Origin of the sequence: Winogradskyella poriferorum, from assembly GCF_036553625.1 — a bacterium.
Lineage (GTDB): Bacteria > Bacteroidota > Bacteroidia > Flavobacteriales > Flavobacteriaceae > Winogradskyella > Winogradskyella poriferorum.
Map to the genome: position 1 here is coordinate 632,879 of NZ_JAZHOU010000002.1, position 26,668 is coordinate 659,546.

The 26,668-nt window shown below is 34.2% G+C and carries 19 protein-coding genes; 11 read left to right on the forward strand and 8 right to left on the reverse strand.

What is annotated here, in order from left to right:
- The first annotated feature begins 16 nt into the window (after positions 1–16).
- From V1468_RS09070 to V1468_RS09085, 4 genes are all read left to right on the forward strand, one after another.
- Positions 17–889, forward strand: coding sequence for a helix-turn-helix transcriptional regulator (locus V1468_RS09070; protein WP_331809919.1), 873 nt, complete (start codon positions 17–19; stop codon positions 887–889).
- A 92-nt stretch (positions 890–981) separates the two neighbouring features.
- The gene (locus tag V1468_RS09075) at positions 982–1,383 is read left to right on the forward strand and encodes a DUF5367 family protein (protein ID WP_331809920.1); all 402 of its coding nucleotides are present in this window, start codon (positions 982–984) and stop codon (positions 1,381–1,383) included.
- A 3-nt stretch (positions 1,384–1,386) separates the two neighbouring features.
- Positions 1,387–1,893, forward strand: a complete 507-nt coding sequence (locus V1468_RS09080; RefSeq protein WP_331809921.1) for an anthrone oxygenase family protein — start codon at positions 1,387–1,389, stop codon at positions 1,891–1,893.
- A gap of 54 nt (positions 1,894–1,947) precedes the next feature.
- Positions 1,948–2,796: an NmrA family NAD(P)-binding protein gene (locus tag V1468_RS09085; RefSeq protein WP_331809922.1), complete on the forward strand. Its 849-nt coding sequence runs from the start codon at positions 1,948–1,950 to the stop codon at positions 2,794–2,796.
- Positions 2,797–3,589: 793 nt separating this feature from the next.
- Here the strand turns inward: V1468_RS09085 and V1468_RS09090 are convergent.
- On the reverse strand, positions 3,590–4,255 hold the full coding sequence (locus tag V1468_RS09090) for a hypothetical protein (RefSeq protein ID WP_331809923.1): 666 nt from the start codon (positions 4,253–4,255) through the stop codon (positions 3,590–3,592).
- A 165-nt stretch (positions 4,256–4,420) separates the two neighbouring features.
- The gene (locus tag V1468_RS09095) at positions 4,421–4,849 is read right to left on the reverse strand and encodes an FKBP-type peptidyl-prolyl cis-trans isomerase (RefSeq protein ID WP_331809924.1); all 429 of its coding nucleotides are present in this window, start codon (positions 4,847–4,849) and stop codon (positions 4,421–4,423) included.
- Positions 4,850–5,054: 205 nt separating this feature from the next.
- Here V1468_RS09095 and V1468_RS09100 point away from each other — a divergent pair, with 205 nt between their 5' ends.
- On the forward strand, positions 5,055–5,579 hold the full coding sequence (locus tag V1468_RS09100) for a 5' nucleotidase, NT5C type (protein ID WP_331809925.1): 525 nt from the start codon (positions 5,055–5,057) through the stop codon (positions 5,577–5,579).
- Between the two features lie 83 nt (positions 5,580–5,662).
- Here the strand turns inward: V1468_RS09100 and V1468_RS09105 are convergent, their stop codons facing one another.
- Positions 5,663–6,508, reverse strand: coding sequence for a DUF4437 domain-containing protein (locus tag V1468_RS09105; RefSeq protein WP_331809926.1), 846 nt, complete (start codon positions 6,506–6,508; stop codon positions 5,663–5,665).
- A gap of 20 nt (positions 6,509–6,528) precedes the next feature.
- A complete protein-coding gene (gene nfsB, locus V1468_RS09110; RefSeq protein ID WP_331809927.1) occupies positions 6,529–7,188 on the reverse strand; it encodes an oxygen-insensitive NAD(P)H nitroreductase in 660 nt (219 codons plus the stop codon).
- Between the two features lie 237 nt (positions 7,189–7,425).
- Here nfsB and V1468_RS09115 point away from each other — a divergent pair, with 237 nt between their 5' ends.
- Complete coding sequence (locus tag V1468_RS09115) at positions 7,426–7,794, forward strand: winged helix-turn-helix transcriptional regulator (protein WP_331809928.1); 369 nt, start codon at positions 7,426–7,428, stop codon at positions 7,792–7,794.
- A gap of 2 nt (positions 7,795–7,796) precedes the next feature.
- On the opposite strand, the gene V1468_RS09120 is transcribed toward V1468_RS09115, so the two are convergent.
- The 4 genes from V1468_RS09120 to V1468_RS09135 all read right to left on the reverse strand — a co-directional run bounded on the left by V1468_RS09120 (position 7,797) and on the right by V1468_RS09135 (position 11,726).
- The gene (locus V1468_RS09120; RefSeq protein ID WP_331809929.1) at positions 7,797–9,470 is read right to left on the reverse strand and encodes a patatin-like phospholipase family protein; all 1,674 of its coding nucleotides are present in this window, start codon (positions 9,468–9,470) and stop codon (positions 7,797–7,799) included.
- 10 nt (positions 9,471–9,480) lie between these two features.
- Positions 9,481–10,557: a hypothetical protein gene (locus V1468_RS09125; protein ID WP_331809930.1), complete on the reverse strand. Its 1,077-nt coding sequence runs from the start codon at positions 10,555–10,557 to the stop codon at positions 9,481–9,483.
- Position 10,558: 1 nt separating this feature from the next.
- A complete protein-coding gene (locus tag V1468_RS09130; RefSeq protein WP_331809931.1) occupies positions 10,559–10,909 on the reverse strand; it encodes a hypothetical protein in 351 nt (116 codons plus the stop codon).
- Between the two features lie 232 nt (positions 10,910–11,141).
- Entirely contained in the window at positions 11,142–11,726 is a 585-nt protein-coding gene (locus V1468_RS09135; RefSeq protein WP_331809932.1) for a hypothetical protein, read from the reverse strand.
- A 427-nt stretch (positions 11,727–12,153) separates the two neighbouring features.
- Here V1468_RS09135 and V1468_RS09140 point away from each other — a divergent pair, with 427 nt between their 5' ends.
- The 5 genes from V1468_RS09140 (at position 12,154) to V1468_RS09160 (ending at position 26,649) form a co-directional block, all read left to right on the forward strand.
- Entirely contained in the window at positions 12,154–12,624 is a 471-nt protein-coding gene (locus tag V1468_RS09140) for a hypothetical protein (RefSeq protein WP_331809933.1), read from the forward strand.
- Positions 12,625–12,893: 269 nt separating this feature from the next.
- A complete protein-coding gene (locus V1468_RS09145; protein WP_331809934.1) occupies positions 12,894–14,213 on the forward strand; it encodes a hypothetical protein in 1,320 nt (439 codons plus the stop codon).
- A 73-nt stretch (positions 14,214–14,286) separates the two neighbouring features.
- Positions 14,287–15,756 (forward strand): T9SS type B sorting domain-containing protein, encoded by a 1,470-nt coding sequence (locus tag V1468_RS09150; protein ID WP_331809935.1) that lies wholly within the window; start codon positions 14,287–14,289, stop codon positions 15,754–15,756.
- 1 nt (position 15,757) lies between these two features.
- Positions 15,758–18,361 carry a PorP/SprF family type IX secretion system membrane protein gene (locus V1468_RS09155; protein ID WP_331809936.1) on the forward strand — a complete coding sequence of 868 codons (2,604 nt, stop codon included), beginning with the start codon at positions 15,758–15,760 and terminating at the stop codon, positions 18,359–18,361.
- A gap of 65 nt (positions 18,362–18,426) precedes the next feature.
- Positions 18,427–26,649 (forward strand): T9SS type B sorting domain-containing protein, encoded by an 8,223-nt coding sequence (locus tag V1468_RS09160; RefSeq protein ID WP_331809937.1) that lies wholly within the window; start codon positions 18,427–18,429, stop codon positions 26,647–26,649.
- Positions 26,650–26,668 lie beyond the last annotated feature (19 nt).

A 26,668-nucleotide genomic window follows, 5' to 3' on the forward strand; every position in this document is an offset into this window, starting at 1 on the left:
TAAATTTGAATACCACATGACCAGGGACATCATCAATATAAATGACTTCATCATTTTGGTGGAGGAAGCTAAAGTTGACACCAATATTAATGATATAGTGTCAGAATCTAGCCCTTGTTCTTTTGATGAACCAGTCATTGCAGTTGCCTTTTACGGCTCTGGCAATGTTGATCTTACAGTAAAATATGGTAAAAAGGAAAAGGAATTCAATTACACTAAAGGTCTAGCATTGTCTTTTTATGCTGATGAAAACGTTGTGTTCGATCATACAGTTGAGAATGACAAACCACTCGAGTGCTTACTCATTGCAACCACAACCAGTGCTATAGACAAGCTACCGAACCAGGAAGGGGAGCTGTTCGGAGAAATGCTCAATGAGCTAGTCAATCCGTCTGATCATTATGTAGAAGGTCCAAGTTTTATCATGACACCACAAATGCAAACCATAGTAGACGGACTATTCAATATTCAATACGAAGGCAAAACCAAAATGATGTTCTTTCGTAGTCAGGTTACAGCATTATTATCGCATTTCTTTGGAGAACTCGCCAAACTAAAAACCGAAAAGCTAAAAACACCAGAGCGGGAAAAACTTAATCAAGCTAGAGATATTCTATTAAACAATATCGACAATCCTCCGTCCTTAAACGAAATATCAAAACGCATAGGACTGAATACCTTCAAACTCAAAAAAGAGTTCAAAGAACTATTTGGTGTACCAGTTTTCAAATACCTCCAAAATCAACGTCTTACTATAGCACATAAGATGATTAGAAATCAAGATGCTACAGTACAGGAAGCCGCTTGGCACGTTGGTTACGATAGTTTAAGTTCTTTTTCTAATGCTTTCGAAAAAAAGTTCGGCTACAGACCAAGTCAAATCAAGTAAATTCCGTTTCAAACAAATCATAATCCTTTTTAAACAAGTCAACCCTTTGCCTTAGATATAGCTTTGTCCAGAATTTAAAAACCAAAAAGGACATGAAAACAAAATCAGCTATCGTAATAGGGTTTATCATTTGGATGATAGCCATTCTATGCTACACAATAGCAGGCAGTATAGCAGCTTCACAACAGTTGGAATACCTTCCGGGAACCGTGTTGTTCATAGTTGTTATGCCGTTGGTATGGTTTGGAGCAGATTACTATTACAAAAACGACAACAAAACCCATGGTTATTGGGTAGGGCAGACTATGTTATTAACAGCTGCAGCCTTAGACGCACTCATTACAGTACCAGTTTTTATTTTACCAATGGGAGGCAGCTACTACAGCTTTTTTACTGCTTCAGAATTCTGGATTATCGCGTTTGAATTTTTAGCTGTAGCAACACTGTACTACTACATACGTGTGTATCCTAAAAATACAACCTCAAAAGCTTAAGTCATGAACGTCTCTATAGAAAATATAGCAATCATAGTATTTATAATACTAACAGGTTTATCAGCTGGATTGTGCTTTACATGGTCTAACTCCATTACTTCTGGGCTTGGACGATTGGATGATCTGGGTTACCTGAGTGCATTTCAACAAATAAACAGAACTATACTTAATCCAACCTTCTTTATAGTATTCTTTGGTCCATTCTTCTTAAGCATCATCAATATATATGTCTTTAGGAATGCACCATCAGATATAAAGGGATTACTAATCGCAGCAGCAGTAATATATACAGTTGGAGTAGTGGTAGTCACCATTTTTGGAAATGTACCCTTAAACGAACTGGTAGATAAAACAAATTTAAATACAGCAAGCGCTGAAGATTTAAAAACCTTAAGAGCAACCTTTGAAACCAAATGGAATCAATTTCACACTATTAGAACAGTAACATCAATAATTGCGTTTGTATTGCTCATTATTAGTACCATGCAAATTGCAAAAAACAATTTATAAATCATCAATCAAAAGACGAACAGTAATTAAAACAAAAATTAAAACACAACAATCATGGAAAACAAACAAAACATCTTAGTCATTGGCGGAACTGGTAAAACAGGCCGCAAAATCGTAAACAAACTAAACGCCTTAGGACACAACGTAAGGATAGGATCAAGATCAGCAACTCCAGCTTTTGGTTGGGATAATTCAGATACTTGGGAAGACACTATGCAAAACATAGACAAGGTCTATATCACTTTTCAACCAGACTTAGCTGTACCTGGAGCATTAGAAGCTATTGAGACCTTAGTCAAAAAAGCGAAAAAATGTAACGTAAAAAAGCTCGTTCTTTTATCTGGTAAAGGCGAAAGAGAGGCGGAACTTTGTGAGCAGGTTGTTATACACTCAGGATTAGATTATACCATTGTAAGAGCCAGTTGGTTTAATCAGAATTTTAGCGAAAGCTTTTTAATAGATCCAATTCTCGAAGGTTTTGTAGCCTTACCACAAGCCGAAGCTAAAATCCCTTTTGTAGACACCAACGATATCGCAGACGTTGCAGTAGAAGCACTATTGCACGATAAGCACAACGGAACAATATATCAGCTTACTGGTGCAAGAACACTAACATTCAAAGAAGCAGTTGAAGAAATTGCTCAGGCAACCCAAAGAGACATTGCATTTACACCAATTGCCATATCAGCATACACGCACATGCTAAAACAGCATGGAGTACCAGCAGACTTTGTATGGTTAATAGAATATCTGTTTACTGAAGTTTTAGGTAATCCAAATAATTCCGAAATCACAAACGATATCGAATTGGTACTGGGTAGAAAACCAACAGATTTTTCAGATTTCGTAAAAGAAACCGCCAAAACAGGAGTATGGAATTCTAAAGTTGAAACCGTGAAATAACAAACAGAAAAACCAATCAATCATAATCAGCTTGTTGCTGCTGCTACTTGGATTTAATCTTGTGGCAGCTCAACAAGCTATATCTATTTTACATAATAAAAAGTTGCTTAAAACTGTTTAAATAAGACATAAGAAAATATACAAAGCAAGTCTCTGAGAATCGCGTAGAAAAAAATTCATCACACAAATATCCAAATACCTCAAAATTATAATAGCACTAAAAAGTTGTTTTTTTGTGTGCTGGAATGATTTATCGGATGATTAGTTTTAACACAAATCGTAACGATAATATAAATACTTACAAAGTTCGTTTGGTTATTTTAGTTTAAAAACCACAATTTGCTTGTACATAATCATTGACGTTATAGAACACTGCGTGTCTCTATAACTATGATTATGTCAAATATCGCTAACAAGCGCTATTACGCAAATTGTTATATATGTTCTATAATTTACATTATGTAAAATAGTATTTTTACAACGACACTCTATTCTTTGTAATACTTCTCGATACAATTGCTCATGCTTCGCAATCACTCGAAGTGACGAAATATTATTTTACTAAATTCTTTTTGTAATAACTTAACGTCAGTTCGAGTGTTCCGACTGTGTAAACGTCGGAATGTATCGAGAACAATTATGACATAAAATTACTTCTCGACCTGTCTGCCGACAAAGGCAGGTACAATTATTCATGCTTTACAATTGCTCGAAGTGACGAAAACAAGATGTTCCACATAAAAAAGCCTGTACATTACATACAGGCCATACTAACAAAATTTATGAACAATACTTATTGATGTTTCCTAACAAGAATTACTGCGCTACTATCAAAGCATGATCCAAAAAACGCACTACCACCAAAATTTGGGTTAAAACTCATTACATAAGGATGATAACCAACTTTAGTAGACGTCCAGTAAAATAAGTTTTCATCAAAATTACCAATACCTTGCATGTGTACATTGTTAAATATAGCTTCTACAGATGCTTTGCTTGGTACAAACCAATCGTCATGGTCTCTATACATTAAATCTGTAACAATCTTAAAGACATAGTCATCACTACCAAATTCTAATCCATTTGGTACAGTACTGTTATCGTTAAGATTACCATCTACTAAAAGCTGTGTATTGGTCTGGCCATCACCAATGAGCTCTCCGTTTGTTAAATCAAAATGGTCTCCCCAAGATTTTGCGCCAATTTCAGAATAATCTGCAGCTATCATTAAAGAACCATCTGTTTCATCTACATAATAGATATATCCACCTCCATATTCTAATCCGTGTAGAGCTTCTACTCCAACTTCAGCAGTTATATCCAGAACCGCTACTCCATTCTCTAAGTTTTGTAATGTGCTAAGTTCTGCGTTGTATTGGGTTGGATCTATACTGTTGTCATCGTCGTTAGAACAGTTAAACAAGAGTAATGCTAATGCGATAAGATAAACGTTTTTCATAGTAATTAATATTTTTTTGGTTTATATATAGATAACAACTCATGTCTAAAAACTCCTGAAAAAATGTTTAGAAAAATATTAAGAGGATATCATAATTATTCTTAACCTAAAACAAAAAACGCCTTACTATTGTAAGACGTTTTTATAAAGTTACTATACTATAACTTATAATATTTCTATAACCTCAAGATCGAAGGTTAAATCTTGTCCTGCTAACGGATGGTTAGCATCTACAATGATATTTTCATCCTCAATTTTGGCAATTCTAAATTGTTGCTGCCTTCCATCTGCACTAGAGCCTACTAAGCCCATGCCAACTTCAGGTTTTAAATCTGGTGGTAATTGTTCTTTTTTCACCATCTGGAATAAAGATTCATTAACTTCACCATAAGCATCTTGCTTATCTATAGTAATAGTTTTCTTTTCATTTACAGCCATATCGATAAGTCCTTTTTCAAAACCAGGAATTAACTGTCCTTTACCGAGCTCTACTTGTAATGGTTCGCGCTCAATAGAACTATCAAACACTTGGCCATTGCTAAGTTTTCCGGTATAATGAACTTTTACTGTATCATTTTCTTTTACTGTACTCATAATTAATTTGTTGTCTTATTATAATAACGATGCAAATGTATGGGCTTAAATATGGTTTAGTGCATTTTTTTGGAGAAATACCAAACTTTACCATATCCTTAACATTTAAACGACAATACCTTACTGATATATTAAAAAATCATAAAGTTTACTTCAATGGCTTGGCATACCCTTAAATAATGGTTTGCTTTGTAAAAAAAGAACGATGCTAACAATATTTGTAGATATGGATGATGTACTTGCCGACACCTATGGTAAGCACATAGAATTATATAACAAAGAACACAAACAAGATCTTTCACTAGCCCATATAGAGTCTGGAGAAGTATGGCAAAATGTTCCAGAAATTCATCAAGAAAGTATTTGGAAACACGCACATCAGGAAGGTTTTTTTAGAGACCTAAAACCTATTAAAGATAGTATTCAGGTTATGGAAGCTTTGTGCAACAAGCATAATGTATATATTGCTACAGCAGCAACACAGTTTCCTAACTCATTAAAAGAAAAGAGTGACTGGCTAGATGAGTACATGCCGTTTATAACATGGCAACATCGTATTATGTGTGGTCATAAGTTTATTCTTAATGGAGATTTATTAATTGACGATCGTAGCTATAACTTGGAACGTTTTGCAGGTGATACTTTATTATTTGATTCTCCACACAACCAACACGAAACAGATTATACCAGAGTTTATAATTGGTTGGAAGTGGCAGAGCGTTTACTATAAGCCATAAAAAAGCCATATAAACACAATAGGTATACGTATTTATATGGCTTTTGAACTAATCAACCATCTTTTTGGTTAGTACTTCATTGTTTTGAATTAATTTCAAAATCACCATTAGAACGAATATAAAGAATTGCTTCTTCATCATCTTTTACAGTAATTGTATGGGTTACATCTTTTTTAGCACCAAAATAACTTCCTGCTTCGAGTAGATTAATAAATTTACTGCTCTTCATTTGATGTGCCATGGTACCTTTTATAACAACTGCTCTAAAATTGGCACTTAAATTTGTAATATTACCTTCAAATCCGGCAGGTAATTTTATTAATGACGCTCGTAATTGATTGTCTTTGTGCTCTCCCCAAAGAAAAGCGGTTTCTACTTTACTGTCATTAGCCACCCAATTAATGTCATTGGAGTTAAGCCAAACAAGGTGGTTTTCATCTACATTAACAGGTCGTTCACCATTATCAAAAGCTTCTTCGGTTGGTTTCACCAAATAAGGTCCTTCTTCTATTTCAATGTATGCTAAATTTTCTTCAGCATCTGCAGCTGTAATATGAGCTTCACCAGCTGGTTGCACCCAAAAGGAACCAGCAGGCAACCATTGTTTTTCAGCATTTTCATCATCATTATGCAATAGTCCTTTAATAACGATACCTCTGTAGGTTACATTATGAATGTGTGGTGGTGAAGAAAACCCTTTTTTAAATTTCACCAAGAATCCAGACGCTAACGTATCTGTTCGGTCTCCCCAAAGTTGTCCTGCTGCCGGACTTTTATTACCTCGTAGCGGATTTAACCAACCCCAATTTATTTGGTCCGTTGTAACGACTTCATTTTTAGATTTTGTATGATCTGTTGTTGGTGTTTGAGCATTCACTCCAATTTCTAAGAATAACAAAACAACCATTATAATTTTTTTCATCATTAGGGTTTTAATATGATTTATATTTCAGTGAATATTTCACTTTCTGGTAATCTAGATTTTGGTGTTTTCTCTGTTGAGTTGAAGTCTGATTCTGCCCTATATCCAATAGAAACGGCAACTAAAGCAGTATAACCTTTTTCTCTTAGACCAAATTCTTCATCTAAAGCTTTTACATCTATACCTTCCATTGGTGTAGCATCAATACCTAAAGTTGCAACTCCTAAGAGAAAACTCCCTATATTAAGGTATACTTGTTTTTCCATCCAGTGTTGAAGATCTTTTAAATCGTACTTATGTATATCTGCAAATGTTTTAACAGCTCCTATAAAGCCGTCTTTTACTTCTTCGTTCGGAAAGCGTCCGTTTTTATCATCTATATCTGCAATGTGCTTGTAATACTCTTCATCTGCATCGGTTTTTACACAAAAAAGAACAACTGCAGAAGCATTAGTAACTTTAGGCTCATTAAAATGAAAGAAACCTTGTGTACCTTTTGCTATACGTGCTTTACCTTCTTTAGTTTCAGCAATAATAAAATGCCAAGGTTGAAGATTAACGCTTGAAGGACTTAAACGCAATAAGTGCTTTATTTGATCCATATCCTTGTCAGATATCGATTTTGAAGGGTCAAATTCTTTAGTGGTGTATCTCCAATTTAAAGTTTCTTGTAAATTCATTGTAAATGTTTTTTATATTTATAAATTTTAACTATCAAAAGTATAGTGACAAAAGTATTGGTAGTTTGTATTTTTTGCAATAACGGTCATAAATGATAGTATGTATTTACTTTTAGTGAATAGATGATAATCCTAATAATATCAGGGCCTTTTAGCTAATGTTAAAATAACTATAAAAAGTATAGTTGTATAATTAATGATAGTATAATAACTTTGCTTAAATTATTCTAATTGTTTATGGAAATTGAATACAAAAAAAGAATCATAAAATTTAATGACAAGCAGTTTTCGTGTTCTACAAGTATTGCTATGGAATTGATTGGTGGCAAATGGAAAAGTGTCATCCTTATTTATCTTTTAAATGGAAAGAAACGGTATAATGAATTATATAAATTGATTTCTACAATAACCGAAAGAACACTTAGTCTTCAACTTAAACAATTAGAAAAGGATGATCTTATAGTTAGAAAAGTATACACCAAAAAACCTCCTCTTAAAGTAGAATATGAATTGACACCTTTTGGAGAAACCCTAAGACCAGTATTAATAGCAATTGCAAATTGGGGAACAACGGTTGTTGAACAAAAAGGTGAGGTTATAGAATAACTTTATTTTAACTTATCCGTTAGCCAAGTTGGTGTTTTATTAAAGTTTTTCCAGTCCTTTTCTAGTGCTTGATAAAGCGTGTCTAATGCTAAAAAATCAGTTACACCACTACTCTCTTCCACTTTAAGTGAATGTATATAATCCATTAATTTATAGCATGTTGTGAATTGACCGCATGCTATTAAGGTATCCATTCTGTTTTTCTCTATATCGGTTTTGTCCCACCATAATGTTGTTGGTGTCTCTGAAGCTGTAAGACAAACACTTTTTAAATTTTTGGAGGGTTTAGGTTTAATGGCATCATTATACTTTCCTTTAGTGTATGGTGTCTCTTGTCCGTTTAACTCGTAAACTGTAGATGTTAATCGTTTATGATTTAAGCTAGATTTAGAATAGAATAAATCATAATTAAGCCTTCGCATCTGTTTTAAAAACACATCGTTTATCATCTTAACAGCAGATGTTGCTCTATCTGTAAGCATGCGTTGCACTAAGGTGATATCTAACTTTTGAAACGTAAGAATATCATCTAGTAAAGGTTCAGGTACATTTTTCTTAAAAAGATTTTTGAGTTTGCTTAAAGTGAATCCTTTAATTATAGATGCCAATAGACCTAATATCGTTAAGGTAAGTCCAATACCAACAATAATACTGCCAATAATATAAAGTGCAGTCCAAGATTTACCATTTATCTCAAAATAAGAATTGGCTATGACTATTATAAGCCCTATGACTAGAGTTATCCAGTGAATAGGTTTTATGGTAAAGTATTGTAATACTTTATTTACGGCTTTCTGTACTGTCGATGTTTTACCGATTTTAGCTGTATCTTGTTGCCAGGGCACCATTTTATAACTACCTACATCATTAACCATTATAAGGTCTAATTTGCCTTTTAAACGGTCATTGATTTTCATCATACTACCAATACCTTGATTGTCGGCAATTCCACCATCCATTATCCCTACTCCATTAATGTAACAATCTAATCCCTTAAGATTTTTGTAGTCTTGCGAACTTTGATCTTTAAAATAATCATCAGGAAATACCAATGGTTCAAAACCAAGGGGAAAACATGATGAAGATGCTATAACATCTCCAAGTTGAACTTTATTGCGTAAAGCTTCTACCTCTCTTCTGTTATCTTTATATAAAGGGCTGTTACCAAAAAAGCCCTGATTCTGAAAGCGGTATGTTAAACCAAATGAAAAGTCCGTAGCATTAAAACAAACTTGCTCTAAACCTTTAATAGTGTCTTTATTAAAATATTCAAAATCACCTGAAAACACGGGCATTTCAGCATACGTTAAGGCAAAAGCATTTATAAGGGAACGTTTTTTATGTGGATTAGCTTTCCAAACAGAGTCATCTTCAAGTTTGGCAATCGCTGCTTCTAACAGTTTATCATTTTCTGGTTTAAATGTGTTGTAAAATGACTTAAAGAATGTTTTAAAATTATAGTCCTCTTTTTGTAATGCTTTTGCAAGTGCCACACCAAGTAAGGTTCCTCCACTAACAGTACTAATTGCTTTTACTGATTTTAGCAAGGATTGGTCCTTATATTCTAGATGATCTAAATAGGACACAACACCAAGTGCAAAAAATGTTGCTCGATAACCTCCACCACTAAAGCATAACCCTATATTTTCTAACGGTTTAAACTGATGTTCTGCCATAGTGTATTATTTAGAATTTTACTTTGCTGTTGCCTGTATTCAAGCCCCAATGAATACCAAATATGGTTAATAGGTTGCCTTCTGTTACTGAAAAATCCTTTCCAAAGCCACCAGATATACTTATATCTTTATTAATGCTGTAAGTTATGTTTCCAACTGAACGCTCGCTATTGTAAGTGCCATTTCTAGAAATATATTCGTAACCAAAATTCAGTTTACCAAACTCAAAGTCTATTTTGCCACCAAAATCTCTGTAATACGTTGTAAAAAATTCAGTATTAGTATTTACATTAAATCCATCTTCAATATATCGAGCAGTGACAAATAGATTAAAATAGTTATTAGTCTTTGCATCACTGCCTTCATTTAAAATAAGGCTGGTTTCTGAAGTTAACCATGCTCCTATTCTATTAGCTGTACCTGAAGAAATTGAGTTTTCTTTAAACATTGTACTATAACCTGCAGCTACATCTAGCCTAAAAAGAGGTTTGATTGTTTTTTCAAAAGGTTTTAAGATTGCATTAATCTCATCTTGCTTTTCATTGTAATACGCTTGAATAGCTTCCTCACCTTGGATTAATACGCTTTGTGGTACAACTATATTAGACAAAGCTGTGGCCATAGCTTCAGTATTCTTATGCACCTTTTCTTTATTATAAAATCTTAGCAATGTAGTTCTGGCTCCTATGGAATAGGTTTTTCGATCTTCTGTTAGTCCATTAAATTCTTTATCAACATACGCTATTGAAATAGTAGTAGTTTTTAAGCCACTAAAAGCATTTTGCTTAAGTTCACCAGAATTATCCTTTGTTACACCAATGTACTTTTGATAAGTGCGATTTTGGCTTTTTTGATTAATCAAAAAATAGGGAGTAGCTTCTATAGAAAAACTTTCACCAAAATTATCTAATGCATGCAAAGCAAGCGCTTTAAAATTATCTGGTGTGTATATGGCTGTTGGTGTTTCTTCAACTAGAACAAACGCAGGACTAGATGGATTTGAGAGCGTAAACTGACTTAAGTCTACATTTTGAGCTTTACAAAATGAATGAACCATTATAACGGTAAGACACAATAACTTTTTCATCTTATATCTTTTTTAATTTTACAACAATGTAAGCCATAAACAATACGGAGCTAATTTTTACTTTTTCAGAATTAATTTCTATTGTGCTTGATTCTGAAGAGAATGTATTTACAACATGCGTAGTTTCAATAACAGCATCAATATTTCCACCAAGGACAAAAAAGTTAGAAACAACAGATAAAGTGTTGTCGTCTAATTGTTCTATTTTACCTAATTCTACATTAAAGTTATTAGTGATGCTCTTTTTTATAACCGAATCATTAAGGCTAACATTAGAACCTGCATTGGCATCAGAACTAATCTTTACATTGAGTTTAACCGACTCACCAGATTTAATTTCAATTGTATCCATAATTATATTTTTTGTTAAAGGTATCTATCTTAGATGTGCAAAAATATACCTGATTGCAGGTAAATTGTACAACATCAATACAAATAAACAAGGGAATTAATTAAGGGATAGTTAAAGATATAAATTTTTGAAGATATTAATTGTTTACAATGACTAAGAAACCATTATGAATAAAAAAAGGCCCTGAAGTTATAGCACTCAGGACCTTTGCGGTTATTTAATTGTATGTTGACTACTTTATTGGTTCAGTACCATCAGACAATACGATATCTTTATTGGCAACTAAAATGTTGTCCTCTTTTTTAGTAGTTAATATTCGTCCTGTATTTCCATGTTTAGCTAAACGTTTTCTGCAACGCTTAGTTAACAAAGGATCATCATCAAAAAGTAAAGACTCTAGTTGTACCTCTTCTTTAGAAGCTTCTTTAATTATTGGAAAAATCTGTTGCATTTGATTATAGCGTCTGTCGTTACCAGGTATAAAAGTGTAAAAGGTATATCTTCCATCTTCATCAGTTTTTACCCAACTTCTGTGAAACACATAGCGCTGGTCACCTGTACGTCTTAAATCAAAATCTCCATCCTCATCAGGTTGTTCTATAAAAAGAATTACATCCTTGGCTGGTGTAACACCATCGCTTTGGTATATAACACCAGTTAATTTTAATTTATTAGTCTTAGATCTAAAGTCTGGAATAGTGTCTGTGTTGGTTAAAAGGTCCTCTGCTCTATCATAGATAGGACTCTCTTGAGCATAGCTTAAAGTGAATGCACTATAAAAACAAACCAAACAAAATGCTGCGATAAGATTTTTCATGACGAATAATGATTTGGGTTTTGTCAAATTTGCTTCAAATAAATCGTAGCACCTTAAAAATCATGTGATTGCAGTAATTTTAGGATAAAGTGAAAAAAAATGCAGAAAATGACGACGAAATACACATAAAAAACCTATTTACTACTCATTCTGAAGATTTTCAAAAATTTGATTTCGACTCATTTTTATTCTAAAAATTGGGATGGATTTTGAATCATTTTACGGTAATAATTCAATTAAAATATGTTAAAATTAGCATGTGTATTTTATCGGTAAAATACGCACTTAATCCACTATTTATGCAGTTTATCCAAGAAATATGCATTTAAAGTGTTAAAATTTTTTGAAGAAAAATGACTAAAATTAGTTGGTTTTGTGATTATTTTATATAGATTTGTCACTAATAGTCCAAATCAAAACTATAAATATGAAAACAAAACTTACTTTATTTAGTGCTCTATTTTTCCTTATGATAGGTTTTGGCAATGCCCAAAAATCGGATGCTAAAAAGAAAGGTGATGATTCACAAAGTATTATTAGTGGAAAGGTTAATATATCTAAATACCACAGTAGAGAACAACTAGACGACATGTCTAAAGGTGAATTATTAACCTTATATATAGAGCGTATAGAAGTTATTGTAAATATTCTTCCAAATATAGCTTTTGCTACAAAACCTGGTGTAACTATGAAATCTTTGGGTATACCAGAAACAAAGGAAAATAAAAAAGCTTTAGAAGACAATAAAGAAGCTTCTGATGAATATTTTGAAAGTACTGTAGAATTTCAGACCAAAATCCTGCCATATTCAGACACTAACGATCTCATAGCAGCTATTTTGTTTTATGAATCTACTTTAAAAGCATTGCATACATACAACGATTTCAAAGAGGATTAGTCTATAATCAATTTCATGTTTTTTAACCTCGCAATTTTGCGAGGTTTTTTATTTTGAATACTCTTCAAATCAAATTATTGATATTCAATTAGTTAATTATTTGTATGCTAAACCTCTAAAAACCACCATTTTTGTAAGAAAAATAATAACTAAGTATTAAAATTATGTATTTCAACGATAATTTCTTGTATTTCATAGGATTAATCCCTATGTTTGAGGCAATTAATTGAAAAATTACTTTAAAACCCAAATTAACAAATTTAACTACTATGAAAAATTTTATTCAAACCGCTCTTATTTTTCTATTAGTGTTAAGCAACTGTTTTGCACAACAGGAAAAAGGAATAATTGGCTATGACAATTGGCTAAATTCATGGACGGAGTTTAAACCTAGCCAATCTGAGTATGGCGAACCAACACAAATATTAAGTGGCAAAATTTCAAAAGACACAAAACTTCTAAAAAGAGATGTATATCTTTTAGTGGGAGATGTTTTTGTAACCGATAGCGCAACTTTAACTATTGAGCCAGGAACTAAAATTCTTGGTGATTTTGACTCTAAGGCATCATTAACGATTAGTAAAGGATCTAAGTTAATTGCAAAAGGAACTCAAACAGATCCAATAGTATTTACGTCTAGTAGAGGTAGTAAAAAAGCTGGAGATTGGGGAGGAATATTTATTTTAGGTGATGCACCTTTAAATACATACGGACAATTAGCGTCTTTAAATTACGGTTTAAAACCTTCTTCAACAGAGCATATTGCTTATGGTGGCAATAATACCGAAAGTGATTCTGGTGAATTAAAATATGTAAGAATTGAGTTTGCCGGTAAAAGAACAAAAAGGTTTGGCTATTATAATGCATTAACGTTAGCAGGAATTGGTAATAAAACCGTTGTAGAAAATGTAATGGTTAGCTATTGTGCAGGTAATTCATTTAACATTCTAGGTGGATCAGTAATTTTAGAAAAATTAGTGTCTTACCGTTCTAAAAGCAATGATTATGAGTTTAATTTCGGAACGCAATGTCAACTCATTAATTCTTTAGCTATCAGATCTCCATATGTTTCTAGTGCAAATGGCTCTAGATGTATGGTTGTAAAATCTTATGACAATAAAGAAGAGTCTGATACTTCAAAAAGACAAACATTTGTAAATGCCGAAAACTTAACCTTAGTTAATGTTTCTGATAATATTAAGTCAGACATACAGGTTGGTTTGGTTCAAGAAGCTATTTTTATAGGTGCAGATACGTCATTTGCAATAAACAAAAGTGTTATTTCTGGCTTCTATCCTGCTGTTATTCTTGATGATGAAATAAAGTTGAATAACCAAAATTTAGAAAAGATTCAGTTTACTAAGACTTACTTTAATAATTGTAAAGGAAACATATACAGAAAAGGATATACCAATAATGATGATTTAGAAAGTTGGTATGGAAGCAGAGCGTTTAACAATCTTTATGCAAAGGGCTCTGATAAAGAAACTTTTATTGCTGCTTCAGACACTAGAAATCCAGATTTTAGATTACAAGTAAATAGAATTATTGCATCAAACGATTTTATAGACGACGATGATGACGATTAGTTTTCAATAATAGATTATTGATTAACCCATCCTAAAACCAAAAGCCTATAGATAAAGAATTACAATAAGCATTATGCCTCAAACAACTAAACTAAATAAACTGCTTATCTCCCTCTGCGTGTTTGTAACTTTTCTTTCTTTAGAACAAGTGCAGGCACAGCTGGTTATTGGTCAGCCTAATCTAGGTTTTAGTCAGGCATGCGCTAGTGATTCTTTCAACACCTATAGTGTTTCATTTGTATTTTCACCAGAAAGTGCGTTAAACGCTTCAAATCAATTTACTGTAGAATTATCAGATGCTGAAGGTGATTTTTCAGGTGCAGAAGTGATATATACGTCCTCACCAGGATCAATAACTACATCACCTGCAACTATAGATTTTTCAATACCACAAACTACAGCTGGTGAGAGTTATAGAATCAGAATTAAAAGTAGTGCTCCTGCCGCAACGAGCACACCTTCTACTCCATTTGCAGCATATTACAAGCTTCAGGATTCACCATTTACAATCAATAATTTAGTATCAACTGGTGCATATTGTACAGGTGGCAGTTATCTATTAACTATAGATAATCCAGGAAGTGGAAACAATGATTCTCCATTAAATTATCCTTCTTTAACTTTTAACTGGTATAAAGAAACAGGTCCTACTACATCTGTTTTTGTTGCTGAAGGATCTTCTCTGCTCGTTGATGAAGAAGGAACCTATTTTGTAGAAACAAACTATGGCACATGTACTTCAAACTCATTTTCAAATAGAGTAACGATTAGTGAAGTTACTACTTCTGGTGAAGGAAACGTTACGATATCATCTAGTCTTGGAAATCCTTATTGCCCAGAACAAGGTCTTACCACATTAAGTACTGTTGGTGGTAATAGTTATCAATGGTTTAAAGATGGAGTTGAAATACCAGATGCAACAAATCAAATGTACCAAACTGACGAGTCTGGTACGTTTTCAGTTCAGGTAGATTTAGGAGAATGCTCAGCAATAGGTACTATAGATCTAGTAAGTGAGCTTTTTTACAGTGAAATAAATGTAGATGAAGTTAATCAAATTCTGACGGACGAAACACTATATATTGAAATTACGACAGATGCTGTTAGTCCGGAATTCACATGGTATTTAAATGATGAAGTTATTACAGAAGCTACTGAAAATTCTTATGAAGCCACAGAATTAGGAAACTACAGTGTAGTAATTACTGAAACTGTAGGTTGTAATGGTTCTAGAACTTATGATTTTGTTATAGAGCGAGGTGTAGAACCTTTCCCAGATGTTCCGAATATTCCAAATGTTATAAGTCCAAATGGAGATTTTATTAATGATACTTGGGTAATTCCATTACAATACACAACAGGAACCAACACTGAGGTAATGATACTAAACGAGCAAGGTAAAGTCGTTTTTCAAACCTTAGATTATCAAAATAACTGGCCAGAAGATGATTTAAATCTTACAAGTGTCAATAAAGTATTCTACTACATCATTACACCAGTAGAAGGTAACGTAAAAAAAGGATCAATAACCATAGTCAAATAGCATGAAAACACATCTATTGATACTATTCATATTGACCCTAGCCTCTCAAATGGCATTTTCTCAGCAAGATGATGGAGTTGTTTCTTTTGATTTACCAATAAGAAACTCTTTGGTTTTTAACCGTTACAACATCAACCCTACCTTCACTTTTGTTAGAGAACAGAATAAATACATAAGTTTTAATAACAAAAGACAATGGATTCAGTTTGATAATGCTCCAGAAATGTTTTTAGGAAGTTACTCTGGTCGTTTTTCGGAAAATATAGGTGCTGGTGTTGCTGCTTTTCAGCAAAATTATGGTGTATTAACTACGTTTGGTGGCTTAATAAATTTTGCATATAACGTAAAATTAAGCACTGATAGTAACCTAACTTTTGGACTAAATGCTGCTGCTTACAAAAGTGGTGTAAACACATCTAATATTGTAACAAACTTTGATGACCCTTCTCTTCAAAATGTACCTGAAAACTTCTTGCTAACAGTAAATCCAGGTATCAACTACGGAACTGAGTTTTTAGACTTTGGTATTTCTATAAACAATTTGGTTTTATATAATATTGAGACTTCTTCTATGGTAGAAGATGACCCAAAACAAAGTATCAAAGCACATGTAATGCACACAGGCTTCTTTGATGGTCGTGGTTTTTTTAAGGACACTAAATTCTCAGGTATACTAATGTCAGAATTTAGACAAGATGAGACCATAATATCTGGTTTAGCAACGTTAAATGTTCCTAAGGGAATTTGGTTTCAGGTAGGTTATAACAATCTTTATGGCGTATCTGGTGGATTAGGTCTTAATGTTACCAAAAATATTGCTTTAGAATATAATATTGAAAAGTCTATTGGTGAGCTCGTAGAGTTTGGATCTTCTCATGAGGTTACATTGGCTTACAGATTCATCACAAAAAAGAAGTACGATTATAGTGGTGATGAAGACGTTAGTGGATTATTCACTAAAAAACGAATCAAACCAATTGTACAAGCATCAGAAGAAGAATTGGCAGGTATAAGAGAACGTGCAGCAGCACGTAGAGCTCAAGCCAAATTAGACAGAGAAGCTGCTGAAAAAGCTAAGAAAGAAACTGATGCCAATGCGTTAGCTGAAGCACAAGCAAAAGCAAAACAACTTGCAGAAGAAAAAGCTGAGCGAGAAGCTAAAGAAAAACTTGCTCGTGAGGAAGCCGCTAAAAAAGCAAAATTATTAGCTGAACAACAAGCCAAAGAAGAAACCGAAAGAAAGGCACAAGAAGAAGCTGAAGCTAGAGCTAAGGCATTGGCAGAAGAGAAAGCTAAAGAGGAAGCTGAAGCTAGAGCTAAAGCACAGCAATTAGCTGAACAGAAAGCTCGTGAGGAAGCAGCCGAAAAGGCAAGATTATTAGCCGAGCAACAAGCTAAAGAAGAAGCCGAAAGAAAAGCAAAAGAAGAGGCTGAAGCTAAAGCAATGTTACTGGCAGAACAAAAGGCTAAAGAAGAAGCAGAGGCTGAAGCTAAGGCACAACAATTAGCAGAACAGAAAGCTCGTGAAGAAGCAGCCGAAAAGGCAAGATTATTAGCTGAGCAACAAGCCAAAGCGGAAGCAGAAAGAAAAGCTCAAGAGGAAGCTGAAGCTAGAGCGAAGGCATTGGCAGAACAAAAGGCTAAAGAAGAAGCTGCTGAAAAAGCAAGATTATTAGATGAACAACAAGCTAAAGAAGAAACTGACAATAAAGCGAATGAGGAATTAATAGAAAATCCAAAAGATGAGATTGGTAAAACTATTGCTTCTCTTACAAAAGATGCAGAATCAACTAATGATCAACAGAATAAACTTCTTGAAGAATTTGAAAAAATTGTTGATATAAAGGATGAAGATTTAAAAGACTTAAAAGAAGAAAATGACTTAAGCGATCAAGGTATAACTGTACAACCAAAACCTTTTAAAAGTGTTACCGCCGAGAACAATAAACTTAATGCTATAAAGTCTGATTTAGATGCTGTAATTGAATCACAATCACAGAAAATAGACTCTTTAAATTCACTTTATGAAGAACGCTATAAAACAACAAAGTTAGATGAAGTCAATCTATTCTACAGAAAGAAAATAGAAAATTTAAAACTTAAACAAGCAGAAGCCAAAACTTTAAGATTACAACTTAATAATAGGTTAGAATTAATAAAAGAAGCTACTGAGTTTGAAAAGCGAAGAAGAATTAAACGAGCAGCATACGATAATGAGCAAGACAGGTATGCGCAAGATCGAGCGATGCTTCAAAATATAAAGCGAACTACAAAGTTGGCTGAGACACCATACACTTCTGATGATTTTGATTTCGGTCTAGAGCAGAGTGAAAATATTCAAATTTTAAAGAATGTTAGCAATACAGAAAGTGGTTACTATCTAATAATTGCTGTACATAGTAATATAAATAAGAGAAATGAATTTTTAACTAAGGTCATAGCTTCTGGTCGTACTAATGTAGATTTCTTCTACGATGTCAGTAGTAGTAAATATTATATTTATTATGACAAATTTGACAGCATAAGCGCTGCCAATAGAGCGATGGAAAATAAAGGAAACAGACCGTATAATGTGAAAATGTCCCTCGTGAAAATAGAAAATTAATAAGTTAAGCCATTCTTTACATATGCTTTGCCCCAAGGATATGTATGGAAGTAAAACCAAGTATCATGAAAAAACCTACTTTTTCAAGAGCATTAATAGTCGTACTGGCACTTTGCTTTGGCATTGTCAGTTATGCGCAAAATTACGTGCCATTTACACCAAGATTCAATGAAGATTTAAAAGGAGACATAGTATTAATTGGGAATAATATTCTGGGTCCAAATAATGAAGCATTCAACAATGGTAGTGTCTACAATCACAATGTTAATATGCAATATATAGACATTGACACAGATCCTACGACCTTTAGTTCATCTAGCGCAGATTTAGAAATTCCGAATCCTAATTGTTACCGAATTATATATGCAGGCTTATATTGGGGAGCCGTAAATCCTGGTAGCGAACCTATCACTGAAGTTAAAATAAAAGGACCAACAGGTGCATATAATGATGTTACTGGTACTGTTATTTTTGAAGCAAACGGCTCATCTATTGATGGTGGAGATAGTTTTTCTTACGCTTGTTTTGCAGATGTTACAGATTTTGTAACGAGTTTTGGGTCTGGTGCGGACTTAGGCACATATACAGTGGCAAATGTATCTTCTGGTGTTGGTGAGACCGCAAATTTCAACCCATACAACGGAACAGGTCAATCTGCAGGTTGGTCTTTATTTATTGTTTATGAAGACCCAACACTTCCTGGTAAATCCATCACTAGTTTTGATGGGTTCAGCGCCATTAGTGTTCCTGGTGGAAACCCTAACTTAGATATTCCTGTTAACGGATTTAGAACCGTTCCTGCTCCTGCTCCTGTAAGAGCTAATTTTGCGTTTGCCACATTAGAAGGAGACAGTCCAATATTAGGAGATAGATTGCGATTAAATGGTGTTAGTTTATCTACAGCAGATCGACCAGTAAGTAACTTTTTTAATAGTTCCGTAACACAATTAGATGCAACACCTGTTAACAACCGTGTACCTAATAGTACAAATACACTTGGTTTTGATACAGGTACAATTGCCATTCCCAATCCAGGAAACTCTGTAATAGCCAATGACGCAACGTCTGGTACAATTAGATTAGAAACAAGTGGCGATACTTATTTCCCATACTTCTTTGCTTTTGCTGTAGAAATCATTGAACCAGATATAGTACTTACTAAAATTGTTGAAGATGATGCTGGCAACGATATTGGTGGTCAATTGGTAGATCTTGGCGCTCAATTAAATTATGTCATAGGGTTTCAAAATGTAGGTAATGATAATGCGACTAATTTTCAGATTAGAGACATTTTACCAATTAATATTATTTACAACCATCCGACAGATTTAATTCTTCCGCCTGGTGTAACAGTTGCTAGTTACGATCCCGTAACTAGAGAACTGGTTTTTGATATAGATAACTCACTCGTAGAAGAAAATGATCCGAAATATGAAATTCGAATTGAAGTACAAGTAGTTAATAGTTGTGGTGATCTGGCTGATGCATGTTCAAATATTATTAACAACCAAGCTTATGCAACTTATAATGGATTTTATAACCCAACATTTCAAATTACAGATGATCCTAGTTTGAATAGCAATACAGGCTGTTTATTGACACCGCAGGCAACTAACTTCTTAGCAGATTTAGATTGTGAATTTGTTGAAGAAATCATTCTTTGTGGTGATACTGTAGAACTTACTGCTGCCAATGGTTATGATTCTTATGCTTGGTCTACAAGTCCAACAGGAACACCTGTTATTGGTAACACTCAAACCATTACAGTTGATGCAACCGGAACTTATTATTCATTCAATACTGCTGTTGCGCCTTGTCAATCTATTGAGCAAATTTATGAAGTTGAACTTTTTGGTGGTGATATTGAAAACCCAGTAATTCCTTATGCTGATGAAGTTGTAACTTGTCCTAACGATGGTAAATTACTACCAAACATTTTCTTATGTGGTGCGGATGATTCAAGATTTATAGAAACTAATATTTCAGATTCTATTTCAATTATTTGGGAACAATTAGACGAATCTAGTTGTGCTGCTGTTTCTGATCCAGATTGTGCTAACGAAGATGCTGCTTGTACTTGGAATGAAGTCGCGACAGGTGCAGATTTTCTAGCAAATGCTGCTGGTCAGTTTAGACTAACTATTAATTATCCTGGAGGTTGTTTCAACAGATTCTATTTTAATGTTTATCAGAACTTATTAGTACCAACTGTTGTTTCTACTGATATCATTTGTACAACTCAAGGTAGTATTACAGTTAACGATGTGCCTTCTGGATACGAATTTAGTATCGATGGTACCAACTATCAATCGAGTAATGTATTTACAGTAACAACACCTGGTACTTATCAAGTTTATGTAAGACAAATTGGTGTACCAACTAATCCTTGTATTTTTTCTGTTCCAGATGTTTTAATTAGAGAACGTGATTTTACAGTAACTTCTACAGTGTCTCAACCGCTTTGTTTTGGTGATAAAGGAAGCATACAACTCGCTGCTAATGATGTAGATCCACAATACACTTTTACATTAAGTGAAAACGGAACTGTGGTAAACTCTGTTGGCCCAATAATGGAAAACACATATGAGTTTGAAAATTTAAATCCAGGAACCTACACAGTAACAGTAGAAACTGAAAATGGATGTTTATACACGGAAGATGTAACTATTGTTGAGCCACCTTTATTAACAGTAACTGCTGCTGTAACAGTACCGTTAACCTGTACTGAAGGTGAAATAACCATTTATCCTGAAGGAGGAACACCTCCTTACTTCTACTTTATTAATGGTTCTACAGATTTTCAAACTGTACCAGAAATTGTAGTAACTTCTGCAGGAACTTTTGATATTCTTGTAGTTGATTCTAATAACTGTACAGCGACGACTACAATCTCGGTAGATGAAATTCCTGCACCAGAATTTAATGTAACATCAACAGATATTTTATGTGGTGGTACAGGAGATACTGGTACCATTACGATAAATGTTACCAATCCAAACGGAAATGCTATTGAGTATAGTATTGATGGCGGAACTACATTCTCTAACGCATCATTCTTTACAGGATTAGCAGCAGGAAACTACGATGTTGTTTTACAATACACATCAGGTCCTTCGGTTTGTACAACAGATCCTCAAACTGTAACTATTATTGAAAATGCAGCCATTTCTGGAACAGCAGAATTGTCAGCACCTTTTACCTGTAATGGCACTGGTGAAATAACTGTAACAAGTGTTTCTGGTGGAAATCCTCCTTATGAATACAGTATAGATGGTGTTAATTTTCAAACCAGTAATGTATTCACAGGCTTAACACAAGGTGCGTATACCATCACTATTAGCGATACTAATATTTGTACAGCTGTTACAAACACTATTACTATAGATGCGTTAAATCCTCCAACAGACATGGATTTCACTAGTACTCCTGTAACCTGTCCTGCATTAACTAGCGATGTTACAATATCTAATGTTGTGGGCGGTAATGGTACTTTAGAATATCAAATTATAGCTCCAGCTTCTGCAGCAACAGCTTATCAAACTTCAAATGTGTTTACTGGTCTTGCACCAGATATGTATACGTTTCAGGTAAGAGATGAAAATGATTGTACCTATAGCGAATCATATACTATAGATCCTATACCAAGTCCAACTCTAAATGTTGTACTTACTGAAACTTTAGACTGTACTGCAACTCCAGATGCTGAATTAACAGGAACCATCACAGGTACTGCTCCTTATACTTATGAAGTTTCTTTCAATGGTGCACCTTATAGTGCTTTAGGAAGTACTCCTTCAACATTTACTTATAATACTGCCACAGCAGGTACATATCAATTCCAAGTGACGGATGCGAATGGTTGTACTGCTGAATCTGGTGTTATAACAGTAAATCCTATTTCACCGCCTGCTTTTAGTGCAGTTGTTGAAAGTCAACCTATACTTTGTAATGGAGATGCAAATGGCTCTATAGACATTACTATAGATAACACTGTTGGTACTCCTCCATTTACTATTAATGTAAATAACGACACTACAGGAACTGATTATGGCACACAAACTTCTGGTTTAACTGCTGGTACATATACCATTACTATAACCGATGCCAACTCTTGTTCAACAACAGAAAACATAACACTTTCTGAGCCAGATGCCATCACTTTCGATTTAAGTAAAGTAGATATCACTTGTAATAATCCTGGAGGTTCTTCTTTAGGTTCTATTACAGTTGAAAATATTGCTGGAGGTACAGCACCATTTACCTATTTTATTTCCAACAATTTTGGTGATGTTATTCCTGGCAACCCATATAATGCGACTTCAAATGAAGATCATACATTCAATATTATTAACTATGGAAATTATACTGTTAATGTAGTAGATGCTAATGGTTGTAGTTTGTCTCAACAAATAACGATGGCTTCACCTCCATCAGATTTAATTATTAATGTTAATATTTCTGTTCCAGATTGTACAACAGGTGGTACTGCTGAAGTTACTGCTGTATCTGCTGTAGGTAGTGGTAGTTATGAGTTTGGAATTTTAGAGTTCAATACTATCCCATATACAACAAGTTATTTACCACCAGATACTCCAGGTGGAGATACAAGAACCTTTACCAACTTGATTCCTGGTGTGGTTTATACCTTTGTTGTTCATGATTTAGTGACAGATTGTTACTTCGTAAAGTCTGCAGATGCAGCCATAGATCCTGCTTCTACCCTAACTTCTACTGTAGCTCCAAACAATGTTACATGTCTTGGTGCAGCTGATGGAAGTGTGACCTTTACAATAGATAATTTTGATAGCACAACAACCTCTGTTGATTACACCATCTATTCAGCTTATGATAATCAATTGGTAGATGGACCAAACACTATTGCGGTAACATTTGGTACTCCTGAAACGGTTACAACCCCAAACCCAGGAACATTATCGCCTGGTCAATATTACTTAGTGTTTACAGAAAACGGTTCTGGTTCTTTTAATGGCTGTGAAACAGCTTCACAAATATTCGAAATTCTTGAATCTCCTGTAGCTTTGGATTTAACGGTTTCTGTTGATCAAAATGCTAATTGTAATCCAAACTCTGGTGTCATTAGTGCCATAGGACAAAACGGAACTGCACCATATCAATATCAAATCACGACAACTGCTACTGCTCCACTAGCTACTGATGCTGGTTGGGACGCTACAAGTGTATTTAATGTCGATGCAGGTACTTACTACATTCACGTTTTAGATGCTTATGGATGTATTGTAACAAGTCCTGCTACCATTGTTGATATGGATGACACACCTCAAATATCAGCTTCAGTAACTAATGCTTGTGAGCTACAAGATGGTAATTATGAAATTGTAGTCAATTTAGACACACCAAGTACCTCACCATATAGTTTTAGTATAGATGGAGGTGCTTTTCAAACACAGTCTGCACCTTTCACAATCTCTAATGTATTTGCAGGTACACATACTATAGAAATTCAAGATGCTAATGGTTGTTCTGATTTGGTAACTATTGATGTTGCTGAACCAATCGATGTTGTTGCAGATGTTACTGCAATGCCGTCTTGTAATAATGATGATGGTGAAATTACAGTAACAGGATCTGGTGGTTCTGGTACTTATGCTTATAGTATTTCTCCTAGTCCTGCTTCAGTAAGTTTATCTGGTAACACCTTTACTGGTGTACCTTCAGGTATTTATACAATTACAATTACGGATACGGTATTGTCTTGTACTTCTGAAACTACAATTTCAGTAAGCGAGCCAATTTCACCGCAATTTACATTAACATCTGATAGTGTAACATGTTTTGGTGACAATACAGGTGCCTTCGACATTAACATCACAAACTTTACAGGTGCTTATACTTATGAAGTATTTGATAGTGTTGGAACATCTGTTACAGGTATTATAAATGCTAACACAGCTACAAATCCATTGACGGTAACAGGTATGGAAGCTGGTAGTTTTAATGTTGTAATCACTCAAACAGATTTCCCATATTGTTCTAATTCAGCAGGTGTTGTTATAACATCACCACAAGAGGCTTTAACTTTAAACCTTATTGAATCTTCAAACGTAACGTGTACAGACAGTGAAGGTACAATAACAGCTATTGCAGATGGTGGTTGGAGCAATTATGAATATGAATTAACAGGTGATGCTACTGTTGCTTTTTCTTCAAATAGTGTATTCGAAAATTTATCAGCTGGAACATACACAGTAAATGTTAGAGATGCTGAAGGTTGTATTGCTTCAGAAACAATAACTCTTAGTTTACCAGATCCAATTACAGCAACATTTACGCCAAGTACTACTGTATTAGATTGTTTTGGTGATCAGAATGCTAGTATAACAGTAGATATGGTTTCTGGTGGGCAAGGCAGCAACTATGTATATACTTTAAATACAATTTCGCCAGTTGCAAGTTCTTCTGGTCCACAAACGTCTAACGTGTTTAACGATTTAGGAGCAGGAACGTATACAGTAACCATTACTGATGGTTTTGAATGTGAAATGACGTCTTTAGAGATTATAATTGAAAATCCTACTCCACTCGATGTTAATTTAGTAAGAACAACAACACAAACGTGTTTAACTGAATCTACATTAACACTCAGTGCTTCAGGAGGAACAGGACCATACGAGTATAGTAGTACTATTGATTTTACAACAGTTATAGGAAGTTTTGCTTCTTCTACAACATTCTCAGTTCCTGAAGGTACATATAACTACTACGTGAGAGATGCTAACGGTTGTATTTCTAACGTATCTAACGATATTACAGTTGATCCATTACCTGAGTTAGTAATAAATCTAGAATCTTCTAATCCTACTATTAATTGTGCTGGTGACAATACTGGATCAATTTTAGCCACAGCTCAAGGTGGATTAGGAGATTATAGTTACACACTTCAAGATACATCTGGTGCAACTATAAATGCGACTCAAAATACACCTGGATATTTTACAGAATTAGTAGCAGGTGATTATTTGGTCATGGTAGAAAGTGGAGATTGTGAAGTAACATCTGCACCAATATCAATTACTGAGCCTACTACGGCATTAGACGCAACAATTGAAGTTAATAACATTACATGTGCTGGTAGCAATAATGGCTCTGTAATCGTTTCTGCTACTGGTGGAACTGGTACAATTCAATATGCAATTTCACCACAATTAAATCAGTTTTTTGAAACTAATACTTTTGAAAACCTTTCGGCTGGAGACTATACTATAATTGTTCAAGATCAATTGGGTTGTTATTTAACGTTCGATTTTACAATTGTAGATCCAGAGCCTGTAATTATTACCATATTACCAGATGCTTTCTTCCCAGAATTGTGTGCTGGTGATGGTGATGGTGAATTCAGTATTGAAATAGATGGTGGAAATCTACCATACAGTGTAAGTCTTGATAGTTATGAAGGCCCTTATACAACAGGAAGTGCAACACAAACGGTATTCGATTTTACCAATCTTGAAGGAGGTGATCATATCGTTTATGTAAGAGATGCACAGGGTTGTGAATCTGAATGGAACATCACATTCCCTGAGCCTATAGTCTTTAATCCTGAAATTACTTTAGAATATACCTGCGATAATAATGCGCAAAGTAATATGTTAACTGTAATACTTGATGTATCTGATGAAGAATTATCAGAATTTGATTATTCTTTGGATGGTGGCGACTATCAATTAAGTAATGTGTTTGAAAATGTGCCTGTAGGAACAGAACATTACATAGACGTAAGACATACTAATGGTTGTATTCAAAGAACAGAGTTGTTTGATATTGAAGGTTATGAGCCTGTTGCCTTAACCTTAACTGAAGGTGAGCTTAATGAAATCATAGCAAGTGCTACTGGTGGAACTGGAGATTACACCTTTACCATGAATGATGAAAACTACGGTAGTACAAATACGTATAATATTACCGAGACTGGTGTCTATGTTGTAACAGTTACAGATAGTGCTGGTTGTATTGCTGAAGCAGAAATTGAAGTTGAATTTGTTGGACCATGTATACCTAACTGGTTTACACCAAATGGTGATTTGGAAAATGATACTTGGGCACCTGGCTGTGTGGACAACTATCCTAACCTAACCTTCGATATTTTTGACCGTTATGGTCGTAAAATAGCAACCTACAGAGTTGGTGAAGTTTGGGATGGCAGATACAATGGTCATGAACTACCAACGGGTGACTATTGGTTTGTAGTCAAAACAAATGATTCTAATTACAATAAAGAATTTGTTGGCCACTTTACGCTATACAGATAACCCCTTAATCTAATGAACT

Excerpts from the sequence above, each read along its gene's own strand:
- V1468_RS09070 (WP_331809919.1), top strand. The coding sequence starts at position 17 with ATGACCAGGGACATCATCAATATAAATGACTTCATCATTTTGGTGGAG.
- V1468_RS09075 (WP_331809920.1), top strand. The coding sequence starts at position 982 with ATGAAAACAAAATCAGCTATCGTAATAGGGTTTATCATTTGGATGATA.
- V1468_RS09080 (WP_331809921.1), top strand. The coding sequence starts at position 1,387 with ATGAACGTCTCTATAGAAAATATAGCAATCATAGTATTTATAATACTA.
- V1468_RS09085 (WP_331809922.1), top strand. The coding sequence starts at position 1,948 with ATGGAAAACAAACAAAACATCTTAGTCATTGGCGGAACTGGTAAAACA.
- V1468_RS09090 (WP_331809923.1), bottom strand. The coding sequence starts at position 4,255 with ATGAAAAACGTTTATCTTATCGCATTAGCATTACTCTTGTTTAACTGT.
- V1468_RS09095 (WP_331809924.1), bottom strand. The coding sequence starts at position 4,849 with ATGAGTACAGTAAAAGAAAATGATACAGTAAAAGTTCATTATACCGGA.
- V1468_RS09100 (WP_331809925.1), top strand. The coding sequence starts at position 5,055 with ATGCTAACAATATTTGTAGATATGGATGATGTACTTGCCGACACCTAT.
- V1468_RS09105 (WP_331809926.1), bottom strand. The coding sequence starts at position 6,508 with ATGAAAAAAATTATAATGGTTGTTTTGTTATTCTTAGAAATTGGAGTG.
- nfsB (WP_331809927.1), bottom strand. The coding sequence starts at position 7,188 with ATGAATTTACAAGAAACTTTAAATTGGAGATACACCACTAAAGAATTT.
- V1468_RS09115 (WP_331809928.1), top strand. The coding sequence starts at position 7,426 with ATGGAAATTGAATACAAAAAAAGAATCATAAAATTTAATGACAAGCAG.
- V1468_RS09120 (WP_331809929.1), bottom strand. The coding sequence starts at position 9,470 with ATGGCAGAACATCAGTTTAAACCGTTAGAAAATATAGGGTTATGCTTT.
- V1468_RS09125 (WP_331809930.1), bottom strand. The coding sequence starts at position 10,557 with ATGAAAAAGTTATTGTGTCTTACCGTTATAATGGTTCATTCATTTTGT.
- V1468_RS09130 (WP_331809931.1), bottom strand. The coding sequence starts at position 10,909 with ATGGATACAATTGAAATTAAATCTGGTGAGTCGGTTAAACTCAATGTA.
- V1468_RS09135 (WP_331809932.1), bottom strand. The coding sequence starts at position 11,726 with ATGAAAAATCTTATCGCAGCATTTTGTTTGGTTTGTTTTTATAGTGCA.
- V1468_RS09140 (WP_331809933.1), top strand. The coding sequence starts at position 12,154 with ATGAAAACAAAACTTACTTTATTTAGTGCTCTATTTTTCCTTATGATA.
- V1468_RS09145 (WP_331809934.1), top strand. The coding sequence starts at position 12,894 with ATGAAAAATTTTATTCAAACCGCTCTTATTTTTCTATTAGTGTTAAGC.
- V1468_RS09150 (WP_331809935.1), top strand. The coding sequence starts at position 14,287 with ATGCCTCAAACAACTAAACTAAATAAACTGCTTATCTCCCTCTGCGTG.
- V1468_RS09155 (WP_331809936.1), top strand. The coding sequence starts at position 15,758 with ATGAAAACACATCTATTGATACTATTCATATTGACCCTAGCCTCTCAA.
- V1468_RS09160 (WP_331809937.1), top strand. The coding sequence starts at position 18,427 with ATGAAAAAACCTACTTTTTCAAGAGCATTAATAGTCGTACTGGCACTT.